19 protein-coding genes and 1 riboswitch are annotated in these 23,781 nt (G+C 41.9%); of the genes, 5 read left to right on the top strand and 14 right to left on the bottom strand.

Annotated features, from left to right (window positions below):
- Positions 1–14: 14 nt before the first annotated feature.
- From GUY17_RS03180 to GUY17_RS03165, 4 genes are all read right to left on the bottom strand, one after another.
- Entirely contained in the window at positions 15–1,679 is a 1,665-nt protein-coding gene (locus tag GUY17_RS03180) for a methyl-accepting chemotaxis protein (RefSeq protein ID WP_162022281.1), read from the bottom strand.
- A 139-nt stretch (positions 1,680–1,818) separates the two neighbouring features.
- Complete coding sequence (chrA, locus tag GUY17_RS03175) at positions 1,819–2,970, bottom strand: chromate efflux transporter (RefSeq protein ID WP_162022280.1); 1,152 nt, start codon at positions 2,968–2,970, stop codon at positions 1,819–1,821.
- A 192-nt stretch (positions 2,971–3,162) separates the two neighbouring features.
- Positions 3,163–4,296: a 23S rRNA (uracil(747)-C(5))-methyltransferase RlmC gene (gene rlmC / locus GUY17_RS03170; protein ID WP_162022279.1), complete on the bottom strand. Its 1,134-nt coding sequence runs from the start codon at positions 4,294–4,296 to the stop codon at positions 3,163–3,165.
- Positions 4,286–4,777, bottom strand: a complete 492-nt coding sequence (locus GUY17_RS03165; RefSeq protein ID WP_162022278.1) for a MarR family winged helix-turn-helix transcriptional regulator — start codon at positions 4,775–4,777, stop codon at positions 4,286–4,288. The genes rlmC and GUY17_RS03165 overlap by 11 nt, the downstream gene beginning before the upstream one ends.
- 163 nt (positions 4,778–4,940) lie before the next feature.
- Here GUY17_RS03165 and GUY17_RS03160 point away from each other — a divergent pair, with 163 nt between their 5' ends.
- Positions 4,941–5,135, top strand: a complete 195-nt coding sequence (locus GUY17_RS03160) for a cytoplasmic protein (protein ID WP_101086160.1) — start codon at positions 4,941–4,943, stop codon at positions 5,133–5,135.
- A gap of 100 nt (positions 5,136–5,235) precedes the next feature.
- Here the strand turns inward: GUY17_RS03160 and GUY17_RS03155 are convergent, their stop codons facing one another.
- The 3 genes from GUY17_RS03155 to GUY17_RS03145 form a co-directional block, all read right to left on the bottom strand.
- Complete coding sequence (locus GUY17_RS03155; protein WP_162022277.1) at positions 5,236–5,616, bottom strand: STAS/SEC14 domain-containing protein; 381 nt, start codon at positions 5,614–5,616, stop codon at positions 5,236–5,238.
- Positions 5,617–5,883: 267 nt separating this feature from the next.
- The gene (gene mdtD, locus GUY17_RS03150) at positions 5,884–7,293 is read right to left on the bottom strand and encodes a multidrug transporter subunit MdtD (protein ID WP_162022276.1); all 1,410 of its coding nucleotides are present in this window, start codon (positions 7,291–7,293) and stop codon (positions 5,884–5,886) included.
- Between the two features lie 11 nt (positions 7,294–7,304).
- Entirely contained in the window at positions 7,305–7,859 is a 555-nt protein-coding gene (locus tag GUY17_RS03145) for a TMEM165/GDT1 family protein (protein WP_162022275.1), read from the bottom strand.
- 96 nt (positions 7,860–7,955) lie between these two features.
- A riboswitch (yybP-ykoY riboswitch) is annotated at positions 7,956–8,066 on the bottom strand.
- Positions 8,067–8,324: 258 nt separating this feature from the next.
- Here GUY17_RS03145 and GUY17_RS03140 point away from each other — a divergent pair.
- Positions 8,325–9,527, top strand: a complete 1,203-nt coding sequence (locus GUY17_RS03140; RefSeq protein ID WP_101086163.1) for an aromatic amino acid transport family protein — start codon at positions 8,325–8,327, stop codon at positions 9,525–9,527.
- 215 nt (positions 9,528–9,742) lie between these two features.
- A complete protein-coding gene (locus tag GUY17_RS03135) occupies positions 9,743–11,899 on the top strand; it encodes a S46 family peptidase (protein ID WP_162022274.1) in 2,157 nt (718 codons plus the stop codon).
- Between the two features lie 3 nt (positions 11,900–11,902).
- Here the strand turns inward: GUY17_RS03135 and GUY17_RS03130 are convergent, their stop codons facing one another.
- The 3 genes from GUY17_RS03130 to GUY17_RS03120 all read right to left on the bottom strand — a co-directional run bounded on the left by GUY17_RS03130 (position 11,903) and on the right by GUY17_RS03120 (position 14,996).
- Entirely contained in the window at positions 11,903–12,610 is a 708-nt protein-coding gene (locus GUY17_RS03130) for a 23S rRNA pseudouridine(2604) synthase RluF (protein ID WP_162024265.1), read from the bottom strand.
- An 85-nt stretch (positions 12,611–12,695) separates the two neighbouring features.
- Positions 12,696–13,388: a hypothetical protein gene (locus tag GUY17_RS03125; RefSeq protein ID WP_162022273.1), complete on the bottom strand. Its 693-nt coding sequence runs from the start codon at positions 13,386–13,388 to the stop codon at positions 12,696–12,698.
- A 264-nt stretch (positions 13,389–13,652) separates the two neighbouring features.
- Positions 13,653–14,996: a Na+/H+ antiporter NhaC family protein gene (locus tag GUY17_RS03120; protein WP_162022272.1), complete on the bottom strand. Its 1,344-nt coding sequence runs from the start codon at positions 14,994–14,996 to the stop codon at positions 13,653–13,655.
- 367 nt (positions 14,997–15,363) lie between these two features.
- Here GUY17_RS03120 and GUY17_RS03115 point away from each other — a divergent pair, with 367 nt between their 5' ends.
- Positions 15,364–15,648: a hypothetical protein gene (locus GUY17_RS03115; RefSeq protein ID WP_162022271.1), complete on the top strand. Its 285-nt coding sequence runs from the start codon at positions 15,364–15,366 to the stop codon at positions 15,646–15,648.
- Positions 15,649–15,753: 105 nt separating this feature from the next.
- Here the strand turns inward: GUY17_RS03115 and putA are convergent, their stop codons facing one another.
- The 4 genes from putA to GUY17_RS03095 all read right to left on the bottom strand — a co-directional run bounded on the left by putA (position 15,754) and on the right by GUY17_RS03095 (position 22,047).
- Positions 15,754–18,948, bottom strand: coding sequence for a bifunctional proline dehydrogenase/L-glutamate gamma-semialdehyde dehydrogenase PutA (putA, locus tag GUY17_RS03110; RefSeq protein ID WP_174839624.1), 3,195 nt, complete (start codon positions 18,946–18,948; stop codon positions 15,754–15,756).
- A 402-nt stretch (positions 18,949–19,350) separates the two neighbouring features.
- Positions 19,351–19,932 (bottom strand): TIGR04211 family SH3 domain-containing protein, encoded by a 582-nt coding sequence (locus GUY17_RS03105; protein WP_162022269.1) that lies wholly within the window; start codon positions 19,930–19,932, stop codon positions 19,351–19,353.
- Between the two features lie 140 nt (positions 19,933–20,072).
- Complete coding sequence (locus GUY17_RS03100; RefSeq protein WP_162022268.1) at positions 20,073–21,341, bottom strand: inorganic phosphate transporter; 1,269 nt, start codon at positions 21,339–21,341, stop codon at positions 20,073–20,075.
- 25 nt (positions 21,342–21,366) lie between these two features.
- The gene (locus GUY17_RS03095; protein ID WP_059747637.1) at positions 21,367–22,047 is read right to left on the bottom strand and encodes a TIGR00153 family protein; all 681 of its coding nucleotides are present in this window, start codon (positions 22,045–22,047) and stop codon (positions 21,367–21,369) included.
- A 236-nt stretch (positions 22,048–22,283) separates the two neighbouring features.
- On the opposite strand from GUY17_RS03095, the gene GUY17_RS03090 reads away from it, so the two are divergent.
- Positions 22,284–23,768 (top strand): inorganic triphosphatase, encoded by a 1,485-nt coding sequence (locus GUY17_RS03090; protein WP_162022267.1) that lies wholly within the window; start codon positions 22,284–22,286, stop codon positions 23,766–23,768.
- Positions 23,769–23,781: the final 13 nt, after the last annotated feature.

Genomic DNA, 23,781 nt, shown 5'->3' with positions numbered 1-23,781 from the left:
CTACCAAGTAAACATTATATTTTAAATTGACCCACTAATTCCGCTAACGTCTGACCATCATCAGCAACGGTTTTACTCATACCGGACGCATCTTGACTGGCCACCAATAACGTATTAACAATCTCTTGCACTGAATTGATATTGCGATTGATTTCTTCGGTCACTGAGCTTTGTTCAGTAGCCGCGGTGGCAATTTGAGTACTCATGTCATTAATGCTGGTTACTGATGATGTCACGGCACCTAAACTTTCAGAAATCGCTCTAGAAGACTCCACCGAACTCAAACAACTCACCTGACTTTCTTCCATAGTTTGTACCGTTTGAGTCACTAGCTTATTCAGTTCTGCCAGCATTTCATTAATTTCAACCGTACTGGCTTGGGTTCGACTAGCCAAGTTTCTCACTTCATCAGCAACAACCGCAAAACCCCGACCTTGCTCGCCCGCTCGGGCTGCTTCGATTGCCGCATTGAGTGCCAGTAAATTAGTTTGGTCAGCAATCCCACCTATCACACTCAGCACTGAATTAATTTTCTTAGATTGTTCACTTAATGATTTGACGTTGGCCGCAGCGTTGTCAATTTGGTTCATTAAATTAGACACTTCCGTTAATGAAGTATCGACACAATCTTGCGCTTTCGTGACGTTATCAGAGGCAGCATGCGTGGCTTCAGCTACCATATTAGTATTGTGGGCTACGTCATGCGCCGTCGCCGACATTTCGGTGATTGCGGTGACAATTTGGTCAATTTCATTATTGTGATTGTAGAGTTGCTCTGTCATTGACACTGTTTGGCCACTGATACTTTGAGCCGCATGCTTAACCCTGTCGGTCGCACCAGCCACATCACCCATAATATGTTGTAATTTGTCGATGAACAGATTAAATGCGCTGCCTAATTGGCCAATCTCATCCTCACTGGTGATATCTAAACGTTTGGTTAAATCACCTTCACCTTTAGCGATATCATTAAGCGATGACGCCATATTTTGAATTGGCACCACCATTTTATGGGCCATCAGCACCACACCAAAAGCAGTTATCCCCGTAAGACCTAAAGCAATTAATAGAAACATGAATGCTTTTTGATTCATCTCTTCAGTTTTATAAGTTTCATAACCGCCAATAGACTCTTCAATATCATCAATATAAGCGCCCGAGCCTAACATCCAATTGGTATTAGGGATCATTACCGCGAAACCGAGTTTTTCTACAAGCTGTTCGCTACCGGGCTTTTTATAATAATAAGAAAAATTACCAGTACCCGATTTAGCCGCATCTAATAAACCAACAATAATTTTGGTACCATTAGGGTCGGCCATATCAATTTTGTTTTGGCCTTCAAGTTCAGGCATAGTCGGATGAAAAATATTGACGCCGGCATCATCATACATAAAGAAATACCCTGCACTGCCAAAGCGTAAATCTCGTAAGGCTCCATTGACATTACCATTGCTCCCCAAAGCAAGTTGATACTCAACGACTCCTTGTGCAATCTGAACAGCTTCTTTTAGTTGGTTTTTACGCTCTGAAATTAATTCACTGCGAAAGTTATCAATATCCTTGGTTAAAGACGATTTTTCATTAACATAAAAAATACTCAGTAGTACGATGAGGATCAACGAAAGCGGGATTAGCGATAACCCCAGTAGTTTATTGCGTAGGGAAGATCTCAGCATAGTGGCCAGCCTTTTGAAGGTCTTTTAGGTAATAGTCTATCAATATAATAGTCTATTTATTATAGATGGTTAATCTAACAAACTATTACAACTCAATAAAGTGAGACCTATCGCAAAATCATCCAATATAATAACCGTTTTACAACATTGTCAATCCACTGCCCATTGCTGCAAATCCTATTACCAACCATACAAGACCGGGCTTAAAGACTTTTAATACACTAAAACCAATGATCACTAATGCCATGTCTAGCGGCATGATCACCGCACTAGTAAACACAGGTTGATATAGCGCCGAAAGCAATAAACCAACAACGGCTGCATTTACCCCCGCTAACGCACCGGCTATGGCAGGATGCTGGCTAATAGAATGCCAACTTTTTAAGCCCACCAGCATCAATAAAAAACCTGGAAGGAAAATAGCTAACGTCGCCACTAACGCGCCCAAAATAGGAGATTCTAACCATAAATCTGCCCCTAAAAAGGTTGCTAAGGTAAACATAGGGCCAGGAATGGCTTGCGCAAGTGCATAGCCAGTTAAAAATCGATCAGGGGTAATGTATTCACCGACACTGGTTTCAAGCAAGGGTAATACCACATGCCCACCGCCAAATACTAAACTGCCCACTTGGAAGAATTGCGCAAAAATCTGTCCAAGACTGTCAGGTTGATTGATCAAATATAAAGATGCTGCGATGCCTATAATAAATAACGCTAACCAAGCATAATTAAGCTCGATAGCAGGTGTGTCTGGCGTAATACGCTCACCCCGAGTCATCAACATGACTCCAACAATAGCGGCCACAACTAGTACGCCAATTTGCATTAATAATGAAGGCATTAATATGACAGCAACGGCGGTGGCAGCCATGAGTATTTTAGCGGTTTTTCGTTGACAGAATTGATTGAACATTGACAAAGTCGCATCCGCTACGACCACTACTGCCAGTAGCTTTAAGCCATGAATAGCCCCCTCTACGGCCGTTATCTCCAACCATTGAGCACTGGTCACAGCAAATAAAAACATCAGTAAAAAAGACGGCAAGGTAAAACCTAAAAAGGCGGCTAATCCGCCCAATAAACCACCTCGATGATACCCAATTGCAAACCCTATCTGGCTTGAGCCTGGCCCAGGCATAAACTGACTCAGGGCGATAAAACTTGAATATTGTTTACCGTCTAGCCATTGTAAGTCGTCAACAAATGCTTTTCTAAAATAGCCTATGTGAGCCGCTGGGCCACCGAAACTGATTAACCCTAACGCTAAAAAGCGACTGAAAATTTGCCACATCGTCCTAGTACCTTTTTTATGTTAATAAACAATGTTATGACATTGAGATGACATTTTTATGATGACATTTTTATGATGACAACATATACCACAACCTAACAGCTACCTTTGTTCGATATAACCTATAATTTAGCGACACCAAACGAGTACTTAATTTCGATTATAAAACACCTTAATTGATAGCAAAGACTATTACAGCTGTTCTAGCATAACCAGTACTTCAAAATGATCGGTATGAGGAAACATATCAAACATTTGAACTTTGGTGATTTGATAACCCGTAATGCACTCTAAATCGCTCATTAAGGTGTGTGGATTACAACTAGAGTACACGATTGCTTTAGGCGCAAACTCACTCAATAAATCGCATAATGATTTGCCTAATCCACGCCTAGGTGGATTGACAATAATAAGATCCGGTTTATCTTGAGCAGATTGTCCTTTAGCAAAATGAGTTGAATCGAGTGCACTAAAATCCACTTGTGTAAGCCCTAGTTTGGTTGCTGACAAGATGGCACATTCTATTGCTTCAGATTCGATCTCAATTCCAGTTAAACGGGTATTGCTGTTAGCGCAATGAAGCCCAAATCCACCGACACCACAAAATAAGTCCCAAATATAGTTCGGTTTGAATTCAGTAACCCACTCCCTCGCTATTTGATACAACTGGGCGGCAACCTCCGGATTAGTTTGAAAAAAGCTTTTTGGCCGTATGAACAACGGTACATTATTAAGTTGTTCTTCTAATCGTGTTGTTTCCGTTAAAAATATTTCCCTTTCGCCTTCTAGAATAGCCATGTGGATTGGCTGAATATTGGCCGAGACTAAGGTGATTTCGGGAAACTCTTGTAATAATTGGGGTAATTCTCGTTCAATTCTCACGATGGCTTGGTCACTACGTAATACAAAACGCAGCATAAACTGGCCACTACTTTGGCTGCGAGTCAGTAAAATAAATTTTAGCTCGCCTTTGCTTTTATCGACCCGATAAGGCGGTATACCAGCTTGCTGCACAAATCGCTCTAAACGGTGTAGCAATAATTGCATATCTTTAGGGTATAACGAGCAGTCACATAAACTGACCGGATCCCCTTTAGGATTAACCAAACCTAAAATAGGTTTGTGAGCTGCACCTAAAACGACCATTTTGGCTTTATTACGAAAACCTGATTCTGCGCTTAATATTGGCGCTAACCATTGTTTAACTGAGATACCGCGAAACAAATCGGTTAATTGTTGTTGCTTTACACTCACTTGCTCAACCATAGGTAGTTGAATATTGCGGCATGACAGACAATCGCCACGCTCAAAATAATCACATTTCACAGCTGCTCGCCTCTCCGGAATTTAACATGGTAAATGCTTGATCACACAGTTGCTTTAATTGTTGTAAGTTTTCAATAGTGCCACCTACTTTACAACGCATCTGTTCAGGAATACTCAACGCTTGCTGATGTAATTGCTGGCCTTGCTCAGTAACATGTAACACTCGCACGCGTTCATCTAACTCACTGCGACCACGGCTCACTAAGCCCTTGCCTTCTAAACGCTTTAGCAAGGGCGTTAACGTTCCAGAATCTAGATGTAATTTTTCACCTAAGGTTTTAACACTAATCCCCGGCTCTTTCCAAAGTACCATCATCACTAAATACTGAGGATAAGTCAGCGATAACTCATCTAATAATGGTCGATATGCGCGGATCATCGCATTAGTCGCACTATACAATGAAAAACACACTTGATTTTCAAGTGCTAGCGGGTTTTGCGCTGAAGGTAATTGAGACTCAGTAAGCGCTTTACTAGACATAGGCTTCACTCCACTAACCAATAATATGAGTTAATTATAACATTGGTTGTGCGCAACCTATAATCAAAAAAAGCTCAACGAATGCTTTTTAGCAAAAATGTGTCAAGCACTTCGATTTTCAGCCGATATACTATTACCATCCGACTTTATATTAAGGTTAACCATGTCAATTAGTGTTAATTCACCGTCTTCAATGCCAACAACGATTGATTCTGGCAGCAGCTTAAAAGTGGCCGTAATGGCTAAAGAACAGCAAAAGATTGAAGGTCAAATGGCATTGCAGCTCATTGAAGCAGCACAACCACCTGCGCCGCAGCCCGTTGGCAACAGTGGTCACAATGTTAATACCACGGCGTAAATGCTTATAGCCCTAGAGAATCTGTTCCTAGGGTTAATCATGCCATCACAACGGTAAAGATCTAGGCATCATTCGAGATAAACATACCTTGAACATCGTATTAGTATCGAAGCCATTTCAACGCATCATCTTCATCGTCGAAATATTTTATCTCGCCTGCAATAAACCAACTACCGACTTTGGCCGCCCATTCTTGCCAATCTCTATTGCCCCAAATGGCCACTCTTTCAAACTCAGATTTGTGCTTTAACCCCAGCTTTAAATCATCCCACGCGGCGCGTAAATCCCAGCCGTCGAGCTCGGTAGCATCGAGAAATAAACTCACTTTAGGTTGATCAACTTGGCTTAATGCCCCCTCTAGCATAGGGGTAATGACGAGATAGTCTTCGTGGGTTAATGTGCCAATGGCTTTTAATGTCACAAAAAACACATTTTCAATTCGGTTTATGCCTATCGATAAACCATGTTTCTTCATATCCATATCGTGACTCCTTTAACTATCAGCTTACTATCCGTTTACCATCCGCTTACACATTTACATGCACACGGCTATCCATAAAGCTTATGCATGCTTATATTTTAACCAATCATACAATGAAGTGTGTGCAGGATTGCACAAAAAACTAATGGGAAATTAAAATTGAGGTTTATCTGCATCATATTCAGAGCATCATTTTGGTAAAAAATACCGCGTTATAAATAATCGCAAAATACTTTTTTTATCCGAAATCGGCGAAATGATGCACTGTTATGAATGGGTTATCCGACGGCCATCGTCTTTAGATAATTGCGAAAATATCACTGCGGCTAACATTGTCATAAGACCAACGGTAACGAACGTCAGTTGGAAAGCGCCAAGTACCGTTCCCGCTGTACCGCTGCCGACATCGGTACTGAAGCCACCGAGCAAAGCACCTGCACACGCAACCCCTAAACTTAATGATAATTGACCTACTACCGACAATAGACTGTTACCGCTACTGGCATTAACATCATCAAGATCTATTAAGGTCACGGCATTCATGGCCGTAAATTGTAACGAGTTAATCGCGCCAAGAATCGCCAACAGAGCTAATAGCAACCAGTAAGGAGTTTGTTCGCTAACCAAGCCCATGGTCGCCAGCATAACGCCAAGCGCCAAAGTATTCGCGGTAAGCACTACTCGATAACCTAAGCGTTCGATAATCGGTCGAGCCACTGATTTGGCCATTATTGCTGCAGCGGCCAGCGGCAGCATACTCATTCCAGCCTGAGATGGTGAATAACCCAGTGCAACTTGCAGCAACAACGGCACCAAGAATGGCAATGCACCACTGCCCAAACGCGCAAACAGATTACCAAAAAGACCAATAGCAAATGTTTTGGTGTTGAATAGCGATGGCGAAAACAGTGGATTACTAATACGACCAGCCCGCAGCCAATATGCTATCAAACACGCCATACCACCAAATAACAGCAACATCACCCGTAAGTGTGGCAAGTGCAGTTCGCCGAGTCCTTCCATAGCGATGGTGATCAATAACATCGCAGCCCCAAACAACAAAAATCCGAAGCTATCGAAACGTGATTTTTCCTTACCACGCAGATCTGGAATGAACTTCCACACCGCATAACAACCGACTACACCGACAGGCAGATTGATTAAAAAGATCCAATGCCATGTCAAGTATTGCACCATCCAACCGCCCATCGTTGGACCAAGCAGTGGCCCCAGTAAACCGGGGATGGTGATAAAGCCCATAATCCGTACCAATTCCGAACGTGGATATGCCCGCAGCACTACAAGTCGGCCGACTGGCAACATTAAAGCACCACCTAACCCTTGTACCACCCGAGCACCAATCAGCATGTCTAATGAATTGGACAATGCACAAAGCAATGATCCAAAGCTGAACAATAAGATCGCACCAAAGAAGATTTTTTTGGTGCCAAAGCGATCAGCGATCCAGCCAGAAGCAGGGATCAGCAATGCTACGGTGAGCATGTAAGCGATAATCACGCCTTGCATACGCAGCGGGTCTTCATTTAAATCACTGGCCATAGCGGGTAATGCAGTATTAAGGATCGTTCCATCGAGTGACTGCATGAAAAAAGCAATGGCAACAACCCAGGGCAGCCCGCGGGCAGTATCTGCATCAAGAACTTGGTTATCGGACATGGAACCTCCTTTTACCACAGCAGTGTAGCGACCCCAAGTAGCGCAAACAACACAGCACAACCGCGATGAATCAGTTTCATGGGCAATTTGTTAGCACTAAAATGCCCAGCCAACACAACTGGGACATTAGCAATTAACATTCCCAATGTCGTGCCGATGACAACCCATGTCAGTGCTTGGTATTTTGCCGCTAAGACTACTGTCGCAATTTGAGTTTTATCCCCTATTTCAGCAATAAAAAACAAAATAAACGTCGCAGTAAAAGCACCGAGTTTATAGAAGCGATTATCATCATCATCCATTTTATCGGGTATCAGCACCCATAGTGCAATAGCAAAAAATGACCCGGCCACCAGATAGGTCGCCCATTGTGGATCAATCCACGCTATGGCCCATTGACCTAACCATGCAGCAAGAAAATGATTTAATAATGTGGCAAGCAAAATGCCTGAGATTATAGCGGTTTTATTGCTAAATCTCACCGCGAGCAGTAAGGCTAATAATTGAGTTTTGTCGCCTATTTCAGCGATGGCAACAGTAAGAGTTGAGGCGAATAAAGCTTCCAATGTGATATTCCTAGGGGTAAATGACAACTAAGCACGAGCCACCGCATACCCCTTGATGCAGTTACTGTGCTTAGGTCTCGCTTGGTAAAATCACTGATTAACAGTGTGTTACTGTCTGCACCATGGCGTGAGGCCAATTATGTTGATACAGACATCTTGTGTGCCATAACAGCAAGACAAGATTAGCTACTCCCCTAAAACAAGTCGCATTATAACGATTAAATAATTTTATTCAACGCACTCATTTTACATTGTAAATTCGACATATAAATAACCTTACCCTACTCGTAACGCCGTAATGCTACGCTATTGCAATAATCACGTGTAAAAAAGTTTGGTCTATTGTTGTGTAATTGTTTATAAACATAGCTGTTAGCCTTTAACAGTCAAAGATCCTTGCCTGCTCTGTCACCCTTCTGCTAATGTCCGACACAAATAAAATAATAATTAAACAGGACGTTTTCTGTGAATTTTAAAACTTTAGGTTCTATTTCGATTGTCGCGGGAACGGCAATTGGCGGAGGCATGCTAGCGCTACCATTAGCAACAGCAGCTTTGGGGATGATCCCCGCATTAATCTTATTAGTGGTTATTTGGGGTTTATCGGCTTACACCTCGTTACTGATGTTAGAAATTAATCTTCATAGTGGTGTCGGCGATAACGTCCATGCCATTACCGGTAAAACACTGGGCAAAGTCGGCCAGCTCATTCAAGGTGGCTCATTCCTTAGCTTATTATTCGCCTTAACCATGGTGTATCTAATGGGAGGGTCATCGCTATTAGAAACCCGTTTACAACCCATCGGCATTAACATGAGCAACCAAGTCGCCGTCATACTGTTTACGGTTATTTTTGGTGGCTTGATTGCCATTGGTGTTAAATGGATTGATAAAGTATCACGTATTTTATTTACTTCTATGGTGGTGCTGCTGGTCATTGTGGTGGCATTTCTATTACCAGACGTTAATTTAATCAGTGCATTAAACAATTATTCAACCGATGTGGCTTCGGGCACCGCCCTGCAACAATTATGGTTAGCAGCCATCCCAGTGGTATTCACTTCATTTGGTTTCCATGTGTGTATTGCCACCATTGTGCGCTACTTAGAAGGTGATGCTGCATCACTTAGAAAAGTGTTATTAATAGGATCGACCATTCCACTGGTTTGTTACATCCTGTGGTTGCTCGTAACGCTAGGTTCTTTAGGCGGCGAAACAGTTCATAGCTTTGGTGGTTCACTGCCTAAACTGGTTGCTGCTTTGCAAGGCTTAGCCCAGTCACACATTATCAGCCAAGCAATTGATCTGTTTGCCAACCTTGCATTGGTGACCTCATTTTTAGGTGTCACCATGAGCCTATTTGATTATGTCGCCGAACTGACCCGAGCTAAAGATGACGCTGTTGGTCGTGCTAAAACATGGTTGATAACCTTTATACCGCCGCTGTTATGTGCGCTTTACTACCCAGACGGATTTTTCAAAGTGCTTGGTTTTGCAGCCATTCCATTAGTGGTGATGATTATCTATTTACCCATTGCGATGGCATTAAAGCAACGCGCGCAGAAAATGGGCGGATATCAAGTGTCTGGTGGCACATTGGGGCTTATCGCCGCAGGATTGCTCGGCACATTAATTGTTGTGGCGCAGTTGATGGTGGCATTAGCCTAAATCGGATGACTGATAAAGTGGATTTGTAAGCGAGTTTTTCAAACGCTGTTAAGATAGTAAAACATTTGTTAAAGTCAGGCTTAGCCTGACTTTTTTGTTTTTATGGTCCGACGTTTTTATAGTCCGCCAACATTGACCTAGATGATTAAACAAGAAATCGACACGACTTACGGCAATATTGATTACCCGTGAACACCCCAAATGGAATTATTATAATGAAAAAATGGTTATTAACTGTCGCTATGGCAGCCAGCTTTGGCGCTGCGGCAGATGAAGGTATGTGGCAACCACATCAACTTCCCGCTATGGCTGATGAACTTAAAGCAAAAGGCTTAGAAATAAGCGCTGATTCAATTTCAAAATTAACCGAATTCCCAATGAATGCCGTTATCAGCCTGGGTGGTTGTACCGCATCATTTGTGTCGCCAAAAGGCTTAGTGGTTACCAACCATCACTGTGCCTATGGCTCAATTCAGTACAACTCAACCCCAGAAAAAAACCTCCTTAAAGACGGATTTTTAGCCAAAACTTACGCAGAAGAATTACCTGCGACGCCTGGTTCACGTATTTTTGTAACTGAAGCGGTAACCAATGTTACTGATAAAGTTAAAGCAAACCAGATGGATAAAGTGGGTAATGAGTTTTATAAAGGTATAGAACTACAAGAAAAAACCTTAGTTGCTGAATGTGAAAAAGAAGATGGTTACCGTTGCCAAGTGTATAGTTTCCATGGCGGCCTAGAATATTATCTTGTTAAGCAGTTAGAAATTCGTGACGTACGTTTAGCCTATAACCCAGCTGCTAGCGTGGGCAAATACGGCGGTGATATCGATAACTGGATGTGGCCTCGTCATACTGGAGACTTCTCATTTTATCGTGCTTACGTATCTAAAGACGGCAAGCCTGCCGATTTTAGTAAAGACAATGTACCGTACGAGCCAAAAAGCTTTTTAAAAGTATCAGCTAAAGGCGTTAGCGATGGCGACTTTGTGATGGTTGCTGGTTATCCTGGCCGTACCAACCGTTACCGCACAGCCGATGAAGTTAACAATCAGTTTAATTGGGCTTATCCAGAAGGCAAAGTCCTACAAGAGCGCATGATTAGCATCATCAAAGAAACAGCCTCTGAAGGCAGCGACGAACGGATTAAATACGAAAGCTTGATTGCTGGTTTAGCTAATTATGCTAAAAACTTTACCTCGATGATTGAGTATTATGGAAAATCAACCATGCTCGCTGATCGTGAGAAAATAGAAAGCGATTTAGCAAACTGGATTGGTAAAGATAAAAAACGCCAGCTGCAGTATGGCGAAACACTATCAAGCTTAGAAAAGTTAGTGGCTAAGAGTCAGCAAAATCAGCAACGTGACATTTTATTAGGTTACATCGGTTACACCACTATGGTCACTACCGCACGTGATTTGTATCGCTTAGCTAATGAGAAAACCTTAGCTGATATGGCACGTGAACCAGGCTACCAACAACGTGACATGACCAACTTCACTTCAAGCATGGAACGTATTGATCGCCGTTATGCTGCCAGTGTCGATAAAGCCCTGCTAGCCGATTTACTGACACGTTATGCTGCACTACCTGCAGAGCAGCATTTAGCCGCTTTAGATAAAGCCTTTGGTATTAGCAGCAAGTTCGATGCTAAAGCATTAGCTAAAACACTCGATAAAATGTACGCCAACACCAAGCTAAATAACAAAGAAACTCGCTTAGCATGGATGAACAAATCGGTTGCCGACTTTAAAGCATCTAACGACCCATTCATTCAATTTGCAGTACAAACTTATGATGCTGACATGGCGCGTGAGAAAGAGAAAAAGCAATTAGAAGGTGACTTAATGAAAGTACGTCCACAATATATGGACGCTATCATTGCCTACAATCGCGAGTTAGGAAAACCTGTTTATGCTGATGCAAACTCAAGCCTGCGTGTAACGGTCGGAAACGTGAAAGGTTATTCTCCACAGGATGGTTTAGTGGCGGTGCCTTTTACCCGCTTAGAAGGCATTTTAGCCAAAGACACTGGTGTTGATCCTTTCGATGCGCCAGCTAAACAACTTGAGCTGATTAAACAAAAGCAATACGGCGATTACTACGTCAAAGCGGTTGACTCTGTACCGGTTAACTTCTTATCTACCCTAGACACAACGGGTGGTAACTCAGGCTCACCAACCTTAAACGGTCGTGCTGAACTAGTGGGTTTACTGTTTGATGGTGTGTACGAAAGTATCATTGGAGACTGGGGATACGACGCGCAAAGCAACCGTTCTATCCAAGTAGACAGCCGCTACATGCTATGGGTAATGCAGTATTTAGATAATGCTGACAACTTATTAGCTGAAATGGAAATCGTTAGATAACGTTCAGTTTACTGCACGTTTAAGACTCAATAACTCTGCGGCCGTTAATGGCCGCATTGTTTTTTCTGCAAGCTCATCAATACGCATATCTAATAATTGTGTTCGCATTAAATCAATCACCTTGTAACCTAATGCTTTGCACATACGGCGTATTTGCCGATTTAATCCTTGGGTTAATACAATCTCAAACCTGTCTTCTGCACTCGCCAGGCTCAATGGCCGAACTTCGCATGGTCGAGTTTGCACATCGCCATAACTAACACCCTTTGTCATCATCAATAGAAAACTAGCGCTAATAGGTTTATCAACTTGGACTACGTATGTCTTAGGATGATAATAATCGGGATGCATGAGCGCTTGCGTTAATTGACCATCATTAGTGAGTAGTAGCAAACCACGAGAATCTTTATCCAAACGCCCTGCAGGATACAACCTTGGTAACTCAGGTAATACATGCAGTAAGCTGTGAGGATCATCAACTAATAAACGGCAATCAATTCCAACAGGCTTATGATATAGCCAATACTGTTTATCTTGCACAGCAAGGATCGGTTTATCGTCTACTAGAATTGTCTCGATTTCGCAAAGGTTAACTCGATCAGTGTGTTTAGCTAATTGATGATTAATACTCACTCGACCACTGTCGATAAGCCGTGCAGCCTGGCGTCTTGACGCCACACCACACACCGCCAAATAATGACTTAATCGCATTGATGTCATAGATTTAATCGCATTGATGTCATAGACTTAATCGCATTGATGTCATAGATAGTACTCAAGCAAGAATAAATAGACGTTAACGGGTTTCGAGAAATTGATACACACTATGTTGTTGAGTTTTAATGGTTGTCAGTAGGCTTAACCCAAGGCAAATACACCATAGAATATTCGCTTGCGTTAATGTCCACATGGCTGAAGACACAATACAATACTGAGGTAAATCCGTTGAGCACTCGGTAAAATCCAGCTGACTCCAATCGAACAACGTTAATAATAATAACCCACTACACAGTGAAATAATGCTCAAACTAAGCATTCGCTTGGTCATCGTGCTGCCAGGTTTAAAGTAATCAAGTAGGCAAATACAATGCAAAAAAATAGTACTGAATAAATAAAGCGTCGACGCTTTACGGTGTAAGTCTAGAAAGTTAATCGGAAACACACCCATTAGCACAATACTCACACCCACTACGCCACCAATAATGGCGATGTAGCGGCTCAATAAATCAGGGAAAGTATTAAACACCGCCACCATGGCGAGTAAGAAGCATGAGCCACCTGCTAATAGTGATAAATTAAACACGATTGCAAACGACGAATGCATATAATCGCCAAGCGTATCGGGGCGGATCGTCAACATGTCCAAATTGATGCCGTCGGCTTGCACGATTAACGCACTTCCTACACCAAAAGAGCAGATTACAGCCGCAGCCAATGACATAAATACAATCACTAGGTGTAAATCATAATTACGGACTCTATCTGTCACTGAACGATACTTATGTCAAAAATGGGATGAGAATGTTAACGCGGAAAGCCAAAAAGTAAAAGCCGATAATCACATAACCAAAAAACTAAACCTAAGCCGAAACTTAAACCAAAATTTAAACAAAAACTTAAACCAAAAACTTAAACCAAAAATAAAAATGCCCAATCGTTACTGACTGGGCATTGGTTGCAATAGCGGCTAAATCGTCACCTTAACCTTAATATTGTTAACCTTAGCAACAGTGTAATTTACCCTGTAGCCAATTTAATTACGTTGACGAAATATTACAATTATCACCGCTACAACGGCCAAAATCATACAGTACCAAGCATTAGACACTGCAGTTAATGGGCTGATGGTAAACACCGAGGCAATTAATAATGCTTGGGCACCATGTGGAATTAATCCCTGAATAATACATGCAAAGATATCTAAAATACTCGCAGCTCGTTTTGGCGATACCCCATGTTTTTCAGCAAGCTCTTTAGCAATGTCACCGGTGACCACTATCGATACTGTATTGTTAGCAACACAGGTATTAGTGGCGGCAACAATCGCTGCCATGCCTAACTCTGCCGCACGACTTGATGCTTCGCCATTGGCTTTTGAAAAGCGACTGATTAAACCTTCAATTTGCTTACTGACAAAGGTTAATCCGCCTTGTTGCTGCATTAACGCCGCTAAACCACCGACTAACATCGACAGAATAAAAATTTCCTGCATATTAGTAAAACCAGTATAAATATCATTACCAAATTGAATAACGCTATAACCCGAGCTCAGCACGCCTGTCATGCCAGCAAGTACAATCCCTAACGACAACACTACAAAGACGTTTAAACCGATCACAGCTAGCACCAGAATGGTTAAATACGGTAATACTTTTAATATTTCGATGTCCTGAGCTGCAATATCCGCTTGTCCTTGACCGACAATCGAAAAAGCAATCAAGGTGAGGATCGCCGCCGGTATCGAAAATACTAAGTTTTCACGGAACTTGTCTTTCATTTCACAACCTTGAGTACGTGTTGCCGCAATCGTGGTATCAGAAATAATCGATAAGTTGTCTCCAAATAATGCACCAGACATCACCGCACCCGCCATTAAGGCATAATCAATTTGTGCTTGGTCTGCGACACCTAGTGCCACTGGTGCTACCGCCGCGATGGTGCCCATAGATGTACCCATTGAGGTCGCGATAAAAGCGGCAATAACAAAGAAACCTGGCAATAATAAATTTGATGGGATAAACGATAAGCCAAGCGCAACGGTGGCATCAACGCCACCAGTGGCTTTAGCCACTGCAGCAAATGCGCCTGCCAATAAATAAATTAAGCACATGGCTATAATATTGCTATGGCCAATACCTTCAATAAAGGTTTCTATCGCACTATTTATTTTCTGTTTCGACAACAAAACTGCCAACACGATGGCAGGGAGAATCGCAATCACACTGGGTAATTGATAGAACGCATAATCAACACCTTGGCTTTGAAAATATAAGCCTGCGCCAATAAATAATCCTAAAAACAAAAATAACGGTAATAACGCCACAAACGATGCCGGGCTGTTTCCTGCTGTGGTAACTGATGAAGTAGCTTTGGTCAAAATGATCTCTCTTTATCTTAACGAATAGGGATTGTTGGATGAGAAAAGCGAGTACGACACAATCTCGGTCATCGGTGATTATTTAACAACAGATTCAAAGGTGCTAAATATTGCAGTCACATCATAACAAGTTGTGCCAAGAATAAGAGAACTGTTCGCCGCTGTCAATCTAGACGTCTAGACTTCTTTGCTTCCAAAGCATTTTTTATTCTAAAACCTGAGAACTGCTACAAATATTTTACATAACCATAATCAATTTATCTATTTAGGTCTCTTTATTCACTAAAAAATTGATGTACGTTAATCATAACCTAATGCCGATTTGTTACGCTGACAAGGATTCTCTAACTTATATAGAGGTGAGGCTATGGAACGTAAACCAGACAGAGTGAGTGCAATGAAGCGACTCCTTGAGCAAGTAAAAAATACCTTACCATTTGATCAACCCGGTATATTTAGCTGTGGCCCCAACAACAACTGTGTTGGCTGCCCTAAAAAGTTACTCGATTTGGTTGATGCTGAAGTTAATTACTGGGACGCAGCCATTGTCCAGGGCGTTATACCTTCACTTGGCGATATCAGCCGCTTTGGAAAACTGTGTAAAAATGTCAGTCGTGGCTTACAACGCAATGATATCCAAAGTCATCATTAATTTGCCTCATAATTAAATAGCCTTATACCCATTAGGGTCACATAACCTAAACTCGAGATAACAAAAAGCCCACTAAAAAGTGGGCTTAATGCAACTACTTCAGGTTTATTCTTCAGCATCGCCTAGTGACAATAACGTCGCATTGCCACCAATAGCGGTAATGTTATTGGTACGAGTCTTTTCAGTCACAAAACGAGTTAAGTAGTGTGGGCCACCCGCTTTAGGACCTGTACCCGATAATCCTTGGCCACCAAATGGTTGTACACCTACAACTGCACCAATTTGGTTACGGTTAATGTATACGTTACCCACGTTAACCTTGTCTGCTAGGCTAAGCGCATGACCTTCATTACGGCTGTGAATACCTAAGGTTAACCCAAACCCTGTACTGTTGATTTCATCAACCACTTTTGCCAAATCTGCCGCTTTATAACGGATAACATGCAAAATAGGTCCGAAATGCTCTTTTTCGAGTAGCTTAATTGAACTAATTTCAACGGCTGTAGGTGCTACAAAATGGCCATTTTCAGTACCCGCAGGTAATTCAAGTTTATTAATTAACTTGCCGACCTGGCTGATATGATCAATGTGGGCATTCAAGTTAGCTTTAGCAGTAGCATCAATCACGGGACCCACATCGGTTTTCACTGAACTTGGGTTGCCAATCACTAATTGCTCCATGGCGCCTTTCATGACTTCAATTACGCGATCTGCAATATCTTCTTGTAAAAATAAGACTCGCAATGCCGAACAACGCTGGCCAGCACTGGTGAACGATGAAGACACCACGTCATTTACCACTTGCTCGGGTTGTGATGTTGAGTCAACCACCATGGCATTTTGACCACCGGTTTCAGCAATTAATGGAATAATTGCACCATCACGGTTTGCCAAGGTGCGGTTAATTAATTTAGCAGTACCAGTCGAGCCGGTAAAACACACACCGCCAATACGTTCATCTGCAGTGATTGCAGAACCAACAACTGCGCCAGTACCTGGTAAAAACTGCAATACGTCGGTAGGAATACCGGCTTCATGCGCAAGTTGCACAGCACGATAACCGATCAAACAGGTTTGCTCTGCAGGCTTGGCAATAACCGTGTTACCCGCAGCAAGTGCTGCAGAAACTTGACCAAGGAAAATCGCCAACGGGAAGTTCCATGGGCTAATACACACAAAAATTCCGCGACCTTGTAGAAACAGCTCGTTTAACTCGCCTGTTGGGCCAGGAAGCAATTCAGGCTGAGCCATCATCTTCTTAGCTTGTACGGCGTAATAACGACAAAAATCTACTGCTTCGCGAACTTCATCAATACCATCTTGAATACTCTTACCCGCTTCACGAGTACATAATACAATCAGCTCTTCACGGTTTTCTTCCAATAAATCAGCTAATTTCTGTAGTGCATTAGCACGAGTTTCAACAGGTGTACGTGCCCAACCACCAAAAGCAGCATCTGCACCAGCAATGGCTTGTTCAATTGCGTTAGCATCAGCAAAAGCCACTTTACCTACCGTTAATGAAGTATCGTATGGGCTAACAACGGTTTGCACTTCACCCGTTAAGGTTTTACCGTTTACCAATGGACCTGCTGTCCATTGAGTATCGCTATATTTGTCCAGTGCAGCAAAAAATGGCTCTGACTCAGAAATAATGTTCATGTTTAATCCTTTAGAGTTCTTACGTTCTGCACCGAAAATATCAGCAGGCTTAACAATTTTTTGATTCGCTAACGACTTGTAACCCAATAGCGTCACCAATGGATGAACCACTAAGCTTTCTATTGGGGTATTAGGGTCAACCAGTTTATGTACGAATGAGGTATTGGCTCCGTTTTCCAGTAAGCGACGAACTAAATACGGCAGTAAGTCTTTATGCGCGCCAATGGGTGCATAGATACGTACCGCTTTAGCACCGCTTTCTGCAAGCATGGTGTCGTAAAGCTCTTGGCCCATACCGTGCAAACGTTGGAATTCATATAAACGATCAGCGGCCATCGCATCAATACTAGCAACGGTTTGCGCGTTGTGGGTAGCAAACTGGGGATAAATAGCACCACGGGTGGCATCAGACAATAAATAACGCGCACACGCTAAATAAGACACATCCGTGCCGGCTTTACGGGTATAAAGTGGGTAGCCAGCTTCGCCTGCTTGTTGCGCCCATTTTAGCTCGCTGTCCCAATAAGCACCTTTGACTAAACGCAGCGGAATTTCATCGCCTTGATCTTTAGCAAGACGCGTCAACCAACACAAAACGGGTAAACAACGCTTAGAATAAGCTTGTACTACAATACCTAACAAACCCCAGCCTTTAGCAGCTTCTGATTGATAAAGCTGCTTAAATAACTTCAATGACAATTCAAGACGGTCAACTTCTTCAGCATCGATAGAAATACCAATATCGAGTTCACGCGCTTGTATAATAAGTTTAATAACCGTGTCGTATAATTCGCTTAATACACGATCTTCGTTAGCGACTTCATAACGAGGGTGTAATGCAGATAATTTGATCGAAATAGTCGGTCTTGGTGAGTCAGACTCTTCATATTGCTGCGCGCCTAAATCGCGAATAGCATTGCTGTAATCGTTAAAATACTTTTGCGCATCATTGGCGGTTAATGCTGCTTCACCTAACATGTCATAGCTATGGGTATAACCTAACTTACGTTTAGCTTCGCTATTTTTAAGCGCTTCTTTAACGTCCTGACCTAACACAAATTGCTTACCCATGATCTTCATCGCCGCTAACATAGCTTGACGGATCATCGGCTCACCGACACGATTAACCAGACGTTTAAGTATATTGCTTGGCGAACCGTCAGTATTACGATCTAACTTAACCAGTTTACCGGTTAACATTAACCCCCACGTTGAGGCATTAACCAGCAATGAACCACTCATATTTAGGTGTTCATCCCACTTGGCACCAGACAATTTATCTTTAATTAGTGCATCAGCGGTTTCAGCATCAGGAATACGCAGCAAGGCTTCAGCCAAACACATTAAAATAATGCCTTCTTTCGTTTCTAAGCTGTATTGTTGCAAAAATGCATCAATACCAACCATCAGACCTTTTTTCTCAAACTGACGAACTTTGCTCACGAGCTCATGGGCACGACGAGTCACTTGCTCAATGTCTTGTTCAGACGAAGGCACAAGCTTAATTAATTCAGACAGGTATTGCTCTTCATCGACAATGTAGTTGTTGGTCACTGCAGTAAACAGTTCCTCAAGAGTGGCATTGTCATAGCGGCCGTCCAGTACTTCACTCGCTTTGAACATAGTATTCGCTTCCATCTAGGTCAGGTTAAGGATGGTTATTATCGTTGTTGAATGGACACTGTATTCACGAATATTTTATTTTGTATACAATGTACGATCTGATTTTCGGCGATTATACATTCAAAATGTGAACTTGGACACTCAAGTTGAAAACTTGCTAATAATTGTTTGATTTTGGTCACTGAAACAGACAGAAACAATGTGCTAGTTAATTAACGTCACAACAAAAATAAACGTTTAAGTTAATGTTAATTAGTAACTTTTTTAATAATTACACCAACATGGAATATGAATATATTTCATCAATAAAAAGATTAAAAAAAAGGCCAACGTTTGAATAGTTGGCCTTTATACAATCAAATGAGAGACATTAGTCGTATCACTTTATCCGCGAAAATCTCATCGTTATTGGAGATGTTACATCCAACGGCTTTTCTTACGACGTTGTGGACGAGGTAAATACACCAATACAATACCAATCAACGCACCAATACCTGCAATTAACCCACCTTGCTGCCACATTTCATAACGTTGGTTATCCGCGGCTTGCTGTACTTTTGACTTAGCATCATCTCGTTCTTTAATCGCTTTGGTAAGAGCGGCTTTTAACTCAGACACTTTTTCGTTAGACAGTGTTAAAGATTCTTCAGTATTGTCAGTATTTTGCGTAATGTTATTTAATTGCTCATTAGCCTGTTTTAATTGTGCTTCCATTTCAGGAAAACGCTCACGAAAACTAGGCTGATCTGAAACTAAACTGGTTAATACCCAGCCTTCACGACCTTTATGATCAATGATTTGAGTAAAATCACCTTCGGTATTATCCAATAAAGTGATCGGCTGACCCGCTTCAACACTACCGATAATACGAAACTCTTTACCCGGTCCACCGTGGATATAGGTGAACACATCATCAGAAATAAATCGCGTTGGTGCTTGGGCTGCAAATACGCCACTTGGCGCAAGTAAAAATATAAGGATTGAAAGTACTCTTAACACGGTATTTATCCAAACTCAGAAAACTTATTGTCATGCTATTTATTAAATGCTCTGAATGCAAGAAGGAAGTCATATGACTTCCTTCTTAAATACATTCAGCGTTCACATTTCTGCTAATACTTCATTGCGTCTTAGTCAAATTAACTAAAGATGTTCTTGATAATGAAGAAGAACAAAATAGACAGTGCAGCACCGGCTGGCAGAGTAATAACCCAAGACACAACAATGTTACGTACTACACCAATATTAATTGCTGCAATACCACGCGCCATGCCCACACCCAACACAGCACCCACTAACGTTTGCGTTGTTGAAATAGGTAAACCAGTACCAGAAGCAATAACCACAGTCGATGCGGCAGCTAATTCAGCAGCAAAACCACGACTTGGGGTTAAATGCGTAATGTTTTTACCAATGGTTTGCATCACACGCTGTCCAAAAATGGCCAAGCCCATAACAATACCAACAGCACCAAGTGGTAAAATCCACCATGCTAGAACCGCTTTAGCACCAATAATACCGCCGCTTTCTACGACAGAAACCACAGCAGCTAAAGGACCAATCGCATTAGCAACGTCGTTTGAGCCATGGGCAAATGCCATACAACATGCAGTCACAACCATTAATATGGCAAATACTTTTTCAACATTCCCATACTGGGTTTTTAGATCGGCTTTATCGCTCATTTTTAAACGACTAATAGCAATTTTACCTGCAAGACCGACTACGGCTGCAACCACAGCTGCTAATGCATATGCTTCAACTGTTGAAAAGTTTATGCCTACATGTGATAAGCCTTTAGTAATGGTCACAAGTGACATCACAAAACCGGCCAATGCCATGTAGAAAGGCACATAACGCTTAGCACTTGCTAATGGATCATCGGTATTAAAAATCAGCTTTTGCACACTTTGGAAAATGATATAAGCAATAAAACCCGAAATAGCAGGTGTCACTACCCAAGAGCCTACAATACCGCCAACCTTACCCCATTCAACTGCATCTGCACTGACACCCACTGCGGCAAAGCCAACAATAGCGCCAATAATTGAATGCGTTGTCGAAACTGGCCAGCCTAACGCTGACGCTACAACTAACCAAATACCCGCAGCAAGTAATGAGGCAATCATGCCATATACCAACAATTCTGGGACATCAGTAAAGTAACTCGCGTCGATAATACCTTTACGAATTGTACTCGTGACTTCACCACCAGCTAAAAAAGCACCGGCGAATTCAAAGATCATTGCAATAATAATCGCTTGTTTAATGGTAATGGCATTAGAACCTACAGAGGTTCCCATTGCATTGGCTACGTCGTTTGCACCAATGCCCCATGCCATCAAAAATCCAAATGCAGCCGCTATCATAATGAGCATAGGGCCGTTGGTGACTAATACATCAACCATGTTGTTTCCTTGATAACCTTTGTGATTAGTTACGAGCTAGCATTAGCTCTAGGCGGGAACCGACACGCTCAGCAATATCTGCTAAACCTCCAACCCATTCGATAATTTTGTACGTGAACATCACATCAATCGGATTCAATTCAGATTCTAATGCATACAACTGACGACGCACTTGAATTTGTAAATCATCAGAATCTTCTTCGATAAGATCTAATTCATTAATCATTTTGGCAACTAACTCAACTTCACGACCACGGAAACCGGTTTCGAGTAAATCATCGAGTTCGTTAATAGCCCGTTTCGCAAGTGATACGGCATCTAAACAACGTTTTAGATAAGCACCAAAGGCATCTTGCATAGGCTGAGGAAGGACTAACTGACGGCCAATAATACGGCCAGAGATATCTTTTGCCTTGTTAGCGATTTTGTCCTGTTGAGTTAATAACTCAAGCAAGTCAGTTCGCTCAACAGGCATAAATAATCCACCAGGAAGAGTCAGGCGAATTTCACGCTTGAGTGAGTCCGCTTCTTTTTCAAGCAAACTAATTTGTTTGCGGATCTTTATCGCTTCATCCCAGTCGCCTGAGTTGGTTGCGTCAAAGAAAGGAACAAGAAGTGATGCACACTCATGTACTTTGTCGATATGTAGTTCTAAAGGCTTAAGAGGTGATTTTGCAAACACACCTAAAATAGAGTTTACTGGCATTGCCGTTTACCTATTTAATAAATTCCAGTTTGGAAAAAGCGGGCGCATGTTAACCCAAGCGTCCGCATAATGAAACTGTGTTTTTTAATTTCGTACGACAGTTTCTCTGTTATCGTTGCTCAGTATATATGATGCGAGCAATGCTATCCTAAGAGATTTTTATTACAACAATATGACATTATGAAGATAATGTGACGCATTAGTGAATATTTGATGACAAGGCAAACATAAAGTCAATGGACGCAGAAATAGAGTTAAAACTATTCATTCAATCACAACATCATGATTTGTTAAAAAATATATTGAATGACTACCCTAATTCAAGCCCTCAAGGGCAGAAAAAACTCACCAACGGATATTTCGATACCGACGACTTACAACTGCGTCGTTGGGATATGGGCTTACGCGTAAGAGGTTTTGACAATCAACTCGAACAGACCATAAAAACAGCAGGCAGGGTCGTAGGAGGGATCCATTCCCGTCCTGAATATAATGTCAGCATTGATCAAAAAACACCGATCTTGTCACGTTTCCCAAAAGAAATTTGGCCAGAGGGAAATGATCTCGACAAGGTGTCAACATCGCTAAAATGTATTTTTGAAACCAACTTTGAGCGTCAAACTTGGCATATATACCTTAATGATAGCCTTGTTGAGGTTGCACTAGATGTAGGTGAAATAATTGCTGATGATAAAGTTGACCCTATATGCGAACTCGAATTTGAATTACTCGCAGGAGAGACGTCTGCATTATTAATACTCGCAACAGAAGTCGCTAAGTCAGTACCATTTCGCTTAGGTAAAGCCAGTAAAGCTCAACGCGGTTATCAACTTGCAGGCAAATCAAAGCCGTTCACCATTGAGCATATTGATTATGTCTCATTACCAAAAAACAATAATATGCAGCAAGCCTTGAGCACATTATTAGAAACAGGTCTTGAGCGCTGGCAATTGATTGAGAATATATTAACGCTGCCAACTGGTGATGTTCATCAACAATCAGCCTTGTGGGGCGAATTACGCCGCTGTGTGCGCTTACTCAGGCTCACCTTAAATCAATTTGGTTTATTAGATCAGCACACCAGCCCATTATTCGATCATCTTGAGCAGGCTCTGGCATTTGTTAGCCCACTGCAAAGTTGTTGTTTATTATTACAAGACGATGCTAAACCACTTGCCAACATCAACAATAAAACCCTTGTTTGCCTACAACTAGAAAACTATATCGACTCAATGTCGATATCAACTCAATTAGGCTCAATATGGCAACATCCTGAGTATGGTCAATTACAATTGGCATTGGTCGATTTGCTATTAACCGCTGAAAGCGGCAAAAATGAAAGCCGTCATTATCCCGAATTAGGTTTATTTGCCAACCAGCTACAGCAAGCCTCATGGAAACGTATTGGAAAATCAATGCCGATAACCGCTGAAATGAACAGTATTGATTACCAACACGTTGCTGATGCTTTGGATGAAAGTATCTTAGTTGGGTTTGCTTATGGAGAAATGTATCCCGCTAAAAAGCGCGAGGCTTTTCGGGCACCATGGCAAGACTTAGCGTTAGGCATTAGTACGTTATCTGCATATAAAATATTAAGGCATTTGAGTGCACAGCATCAGCTTAATATTGAAGCTTGGTTAGATAATAAAGAAACCAGTTTATTGTTTGCCATGGAGCATTCGCGAAAAAGTGCCTTAAAAGTCCCTATTTACTGGTAAGCGTGCATATTCC

The organism is Shewanella sp. Arc9-LZ, from assembly GCF_010092445.1.
GTDB lineage: Bacteria > Pseudomonadota > Gammaproteobacteria > Enterobacterales > Shewanellaceae > Shewanella.
This window is presented reverse-complemented; position numbering and strand designations above follow the sequence as displayed.

Excerpts from the sequence above, each read along its gene's own strand:
- GUY17_RS03180 (WP_162022281.1), bottom strand. The coding sequence starts at position 1,679 with ATGCTGAGATCTTCCCTACGCAATAAACTACTGGGGTTATCGCTAATC.
- chrA (WP_162022280.1), bottom strand. The coding sequence starts at position 2,970 with ATGTGGCAAATTTTCAGTCGCTTTTTAGCGTTAGGGTTAATCAGTTTC.
- GUY17_RS03165 (WP_162022278.1), bottom strand. The coding sequence starts at position 4,777 with ATGTCTAGTAAAGCGCTTACTGAGTCTCAATTACCTTCAGCGCAAAAC.
- GUY17_RS03160 (WP_101086160.1), top strand. The coding sequence starts at position 4,941 with ATGTCAATTAGTGTTAATTCACCGTCTTCAATGCCAACAACGATTGAT.
- GUY17_RS03155 (WP_162022277.1), bottom strand. The coding sequence starts at position 5,616 with ATGGATATGAAGAAACATGGTTTATCGATAGGCATAAACCGAATTGAA.
- mdtD (WP_162022276.1), bottom strand. The coding sequence starts at position 7,293 with ATGTCCGATAACCAAGTTCTTGATGCAGATACTGCCCGCGGGCTGCCC.
- GUY17_RS03135 (WP_162022274.1), top strand. The coding sequence starts at position 9,743 with ATGAAAAAATGGTTATTAACTGTCGCTATGGCAGCCAGCTTTGGCGCT.
- GUY17_RS03130 (WP_162024265.1), bottom strand. The coding sequence starts at position 12,610 with ATGCGATTAAGTCATTATTTGGCGGTGTGTGGTGTGGCGTCAAGACGC.
- GUY17_RS03115 (WP_162022271.1), top strand. The coding sequence starts at position 15,364 with ATGGAACGTAAACCAGACAGAGTGAGTGCAATGAAGCGACTCCTTGAG.
- putA (WP_174839624.1), bottom strand. The coding sequence starts at position 18,948 with ATGGAAGCGAATACTATGTTCAAAGCGAGTGAAGTACTGGACGGCCGC.
- GUY17_RS03100 (WP_162022268.1), bottom strand. The coding sequence starts at position 21,341 with ATGGTTGATGTATTAGTCACCAACGGCCCTATGCTCATTATGATAGCG.
- GUY17_RS03095 (WP_059747637.1), bottom strand. The coding sequence starts at position 22,047 with ATGCCAGTAAACTCTATTTTAGGTGTGTTTGCAAAATCACCTCTTAAG.
- GUY17_RS03090 (WP_162022267.1), top strand. The coding sequence starts at position 22,284 with ATGGACGCAGAAATAGAGTTAAAACTATTCATTCAATCACAACATCAT.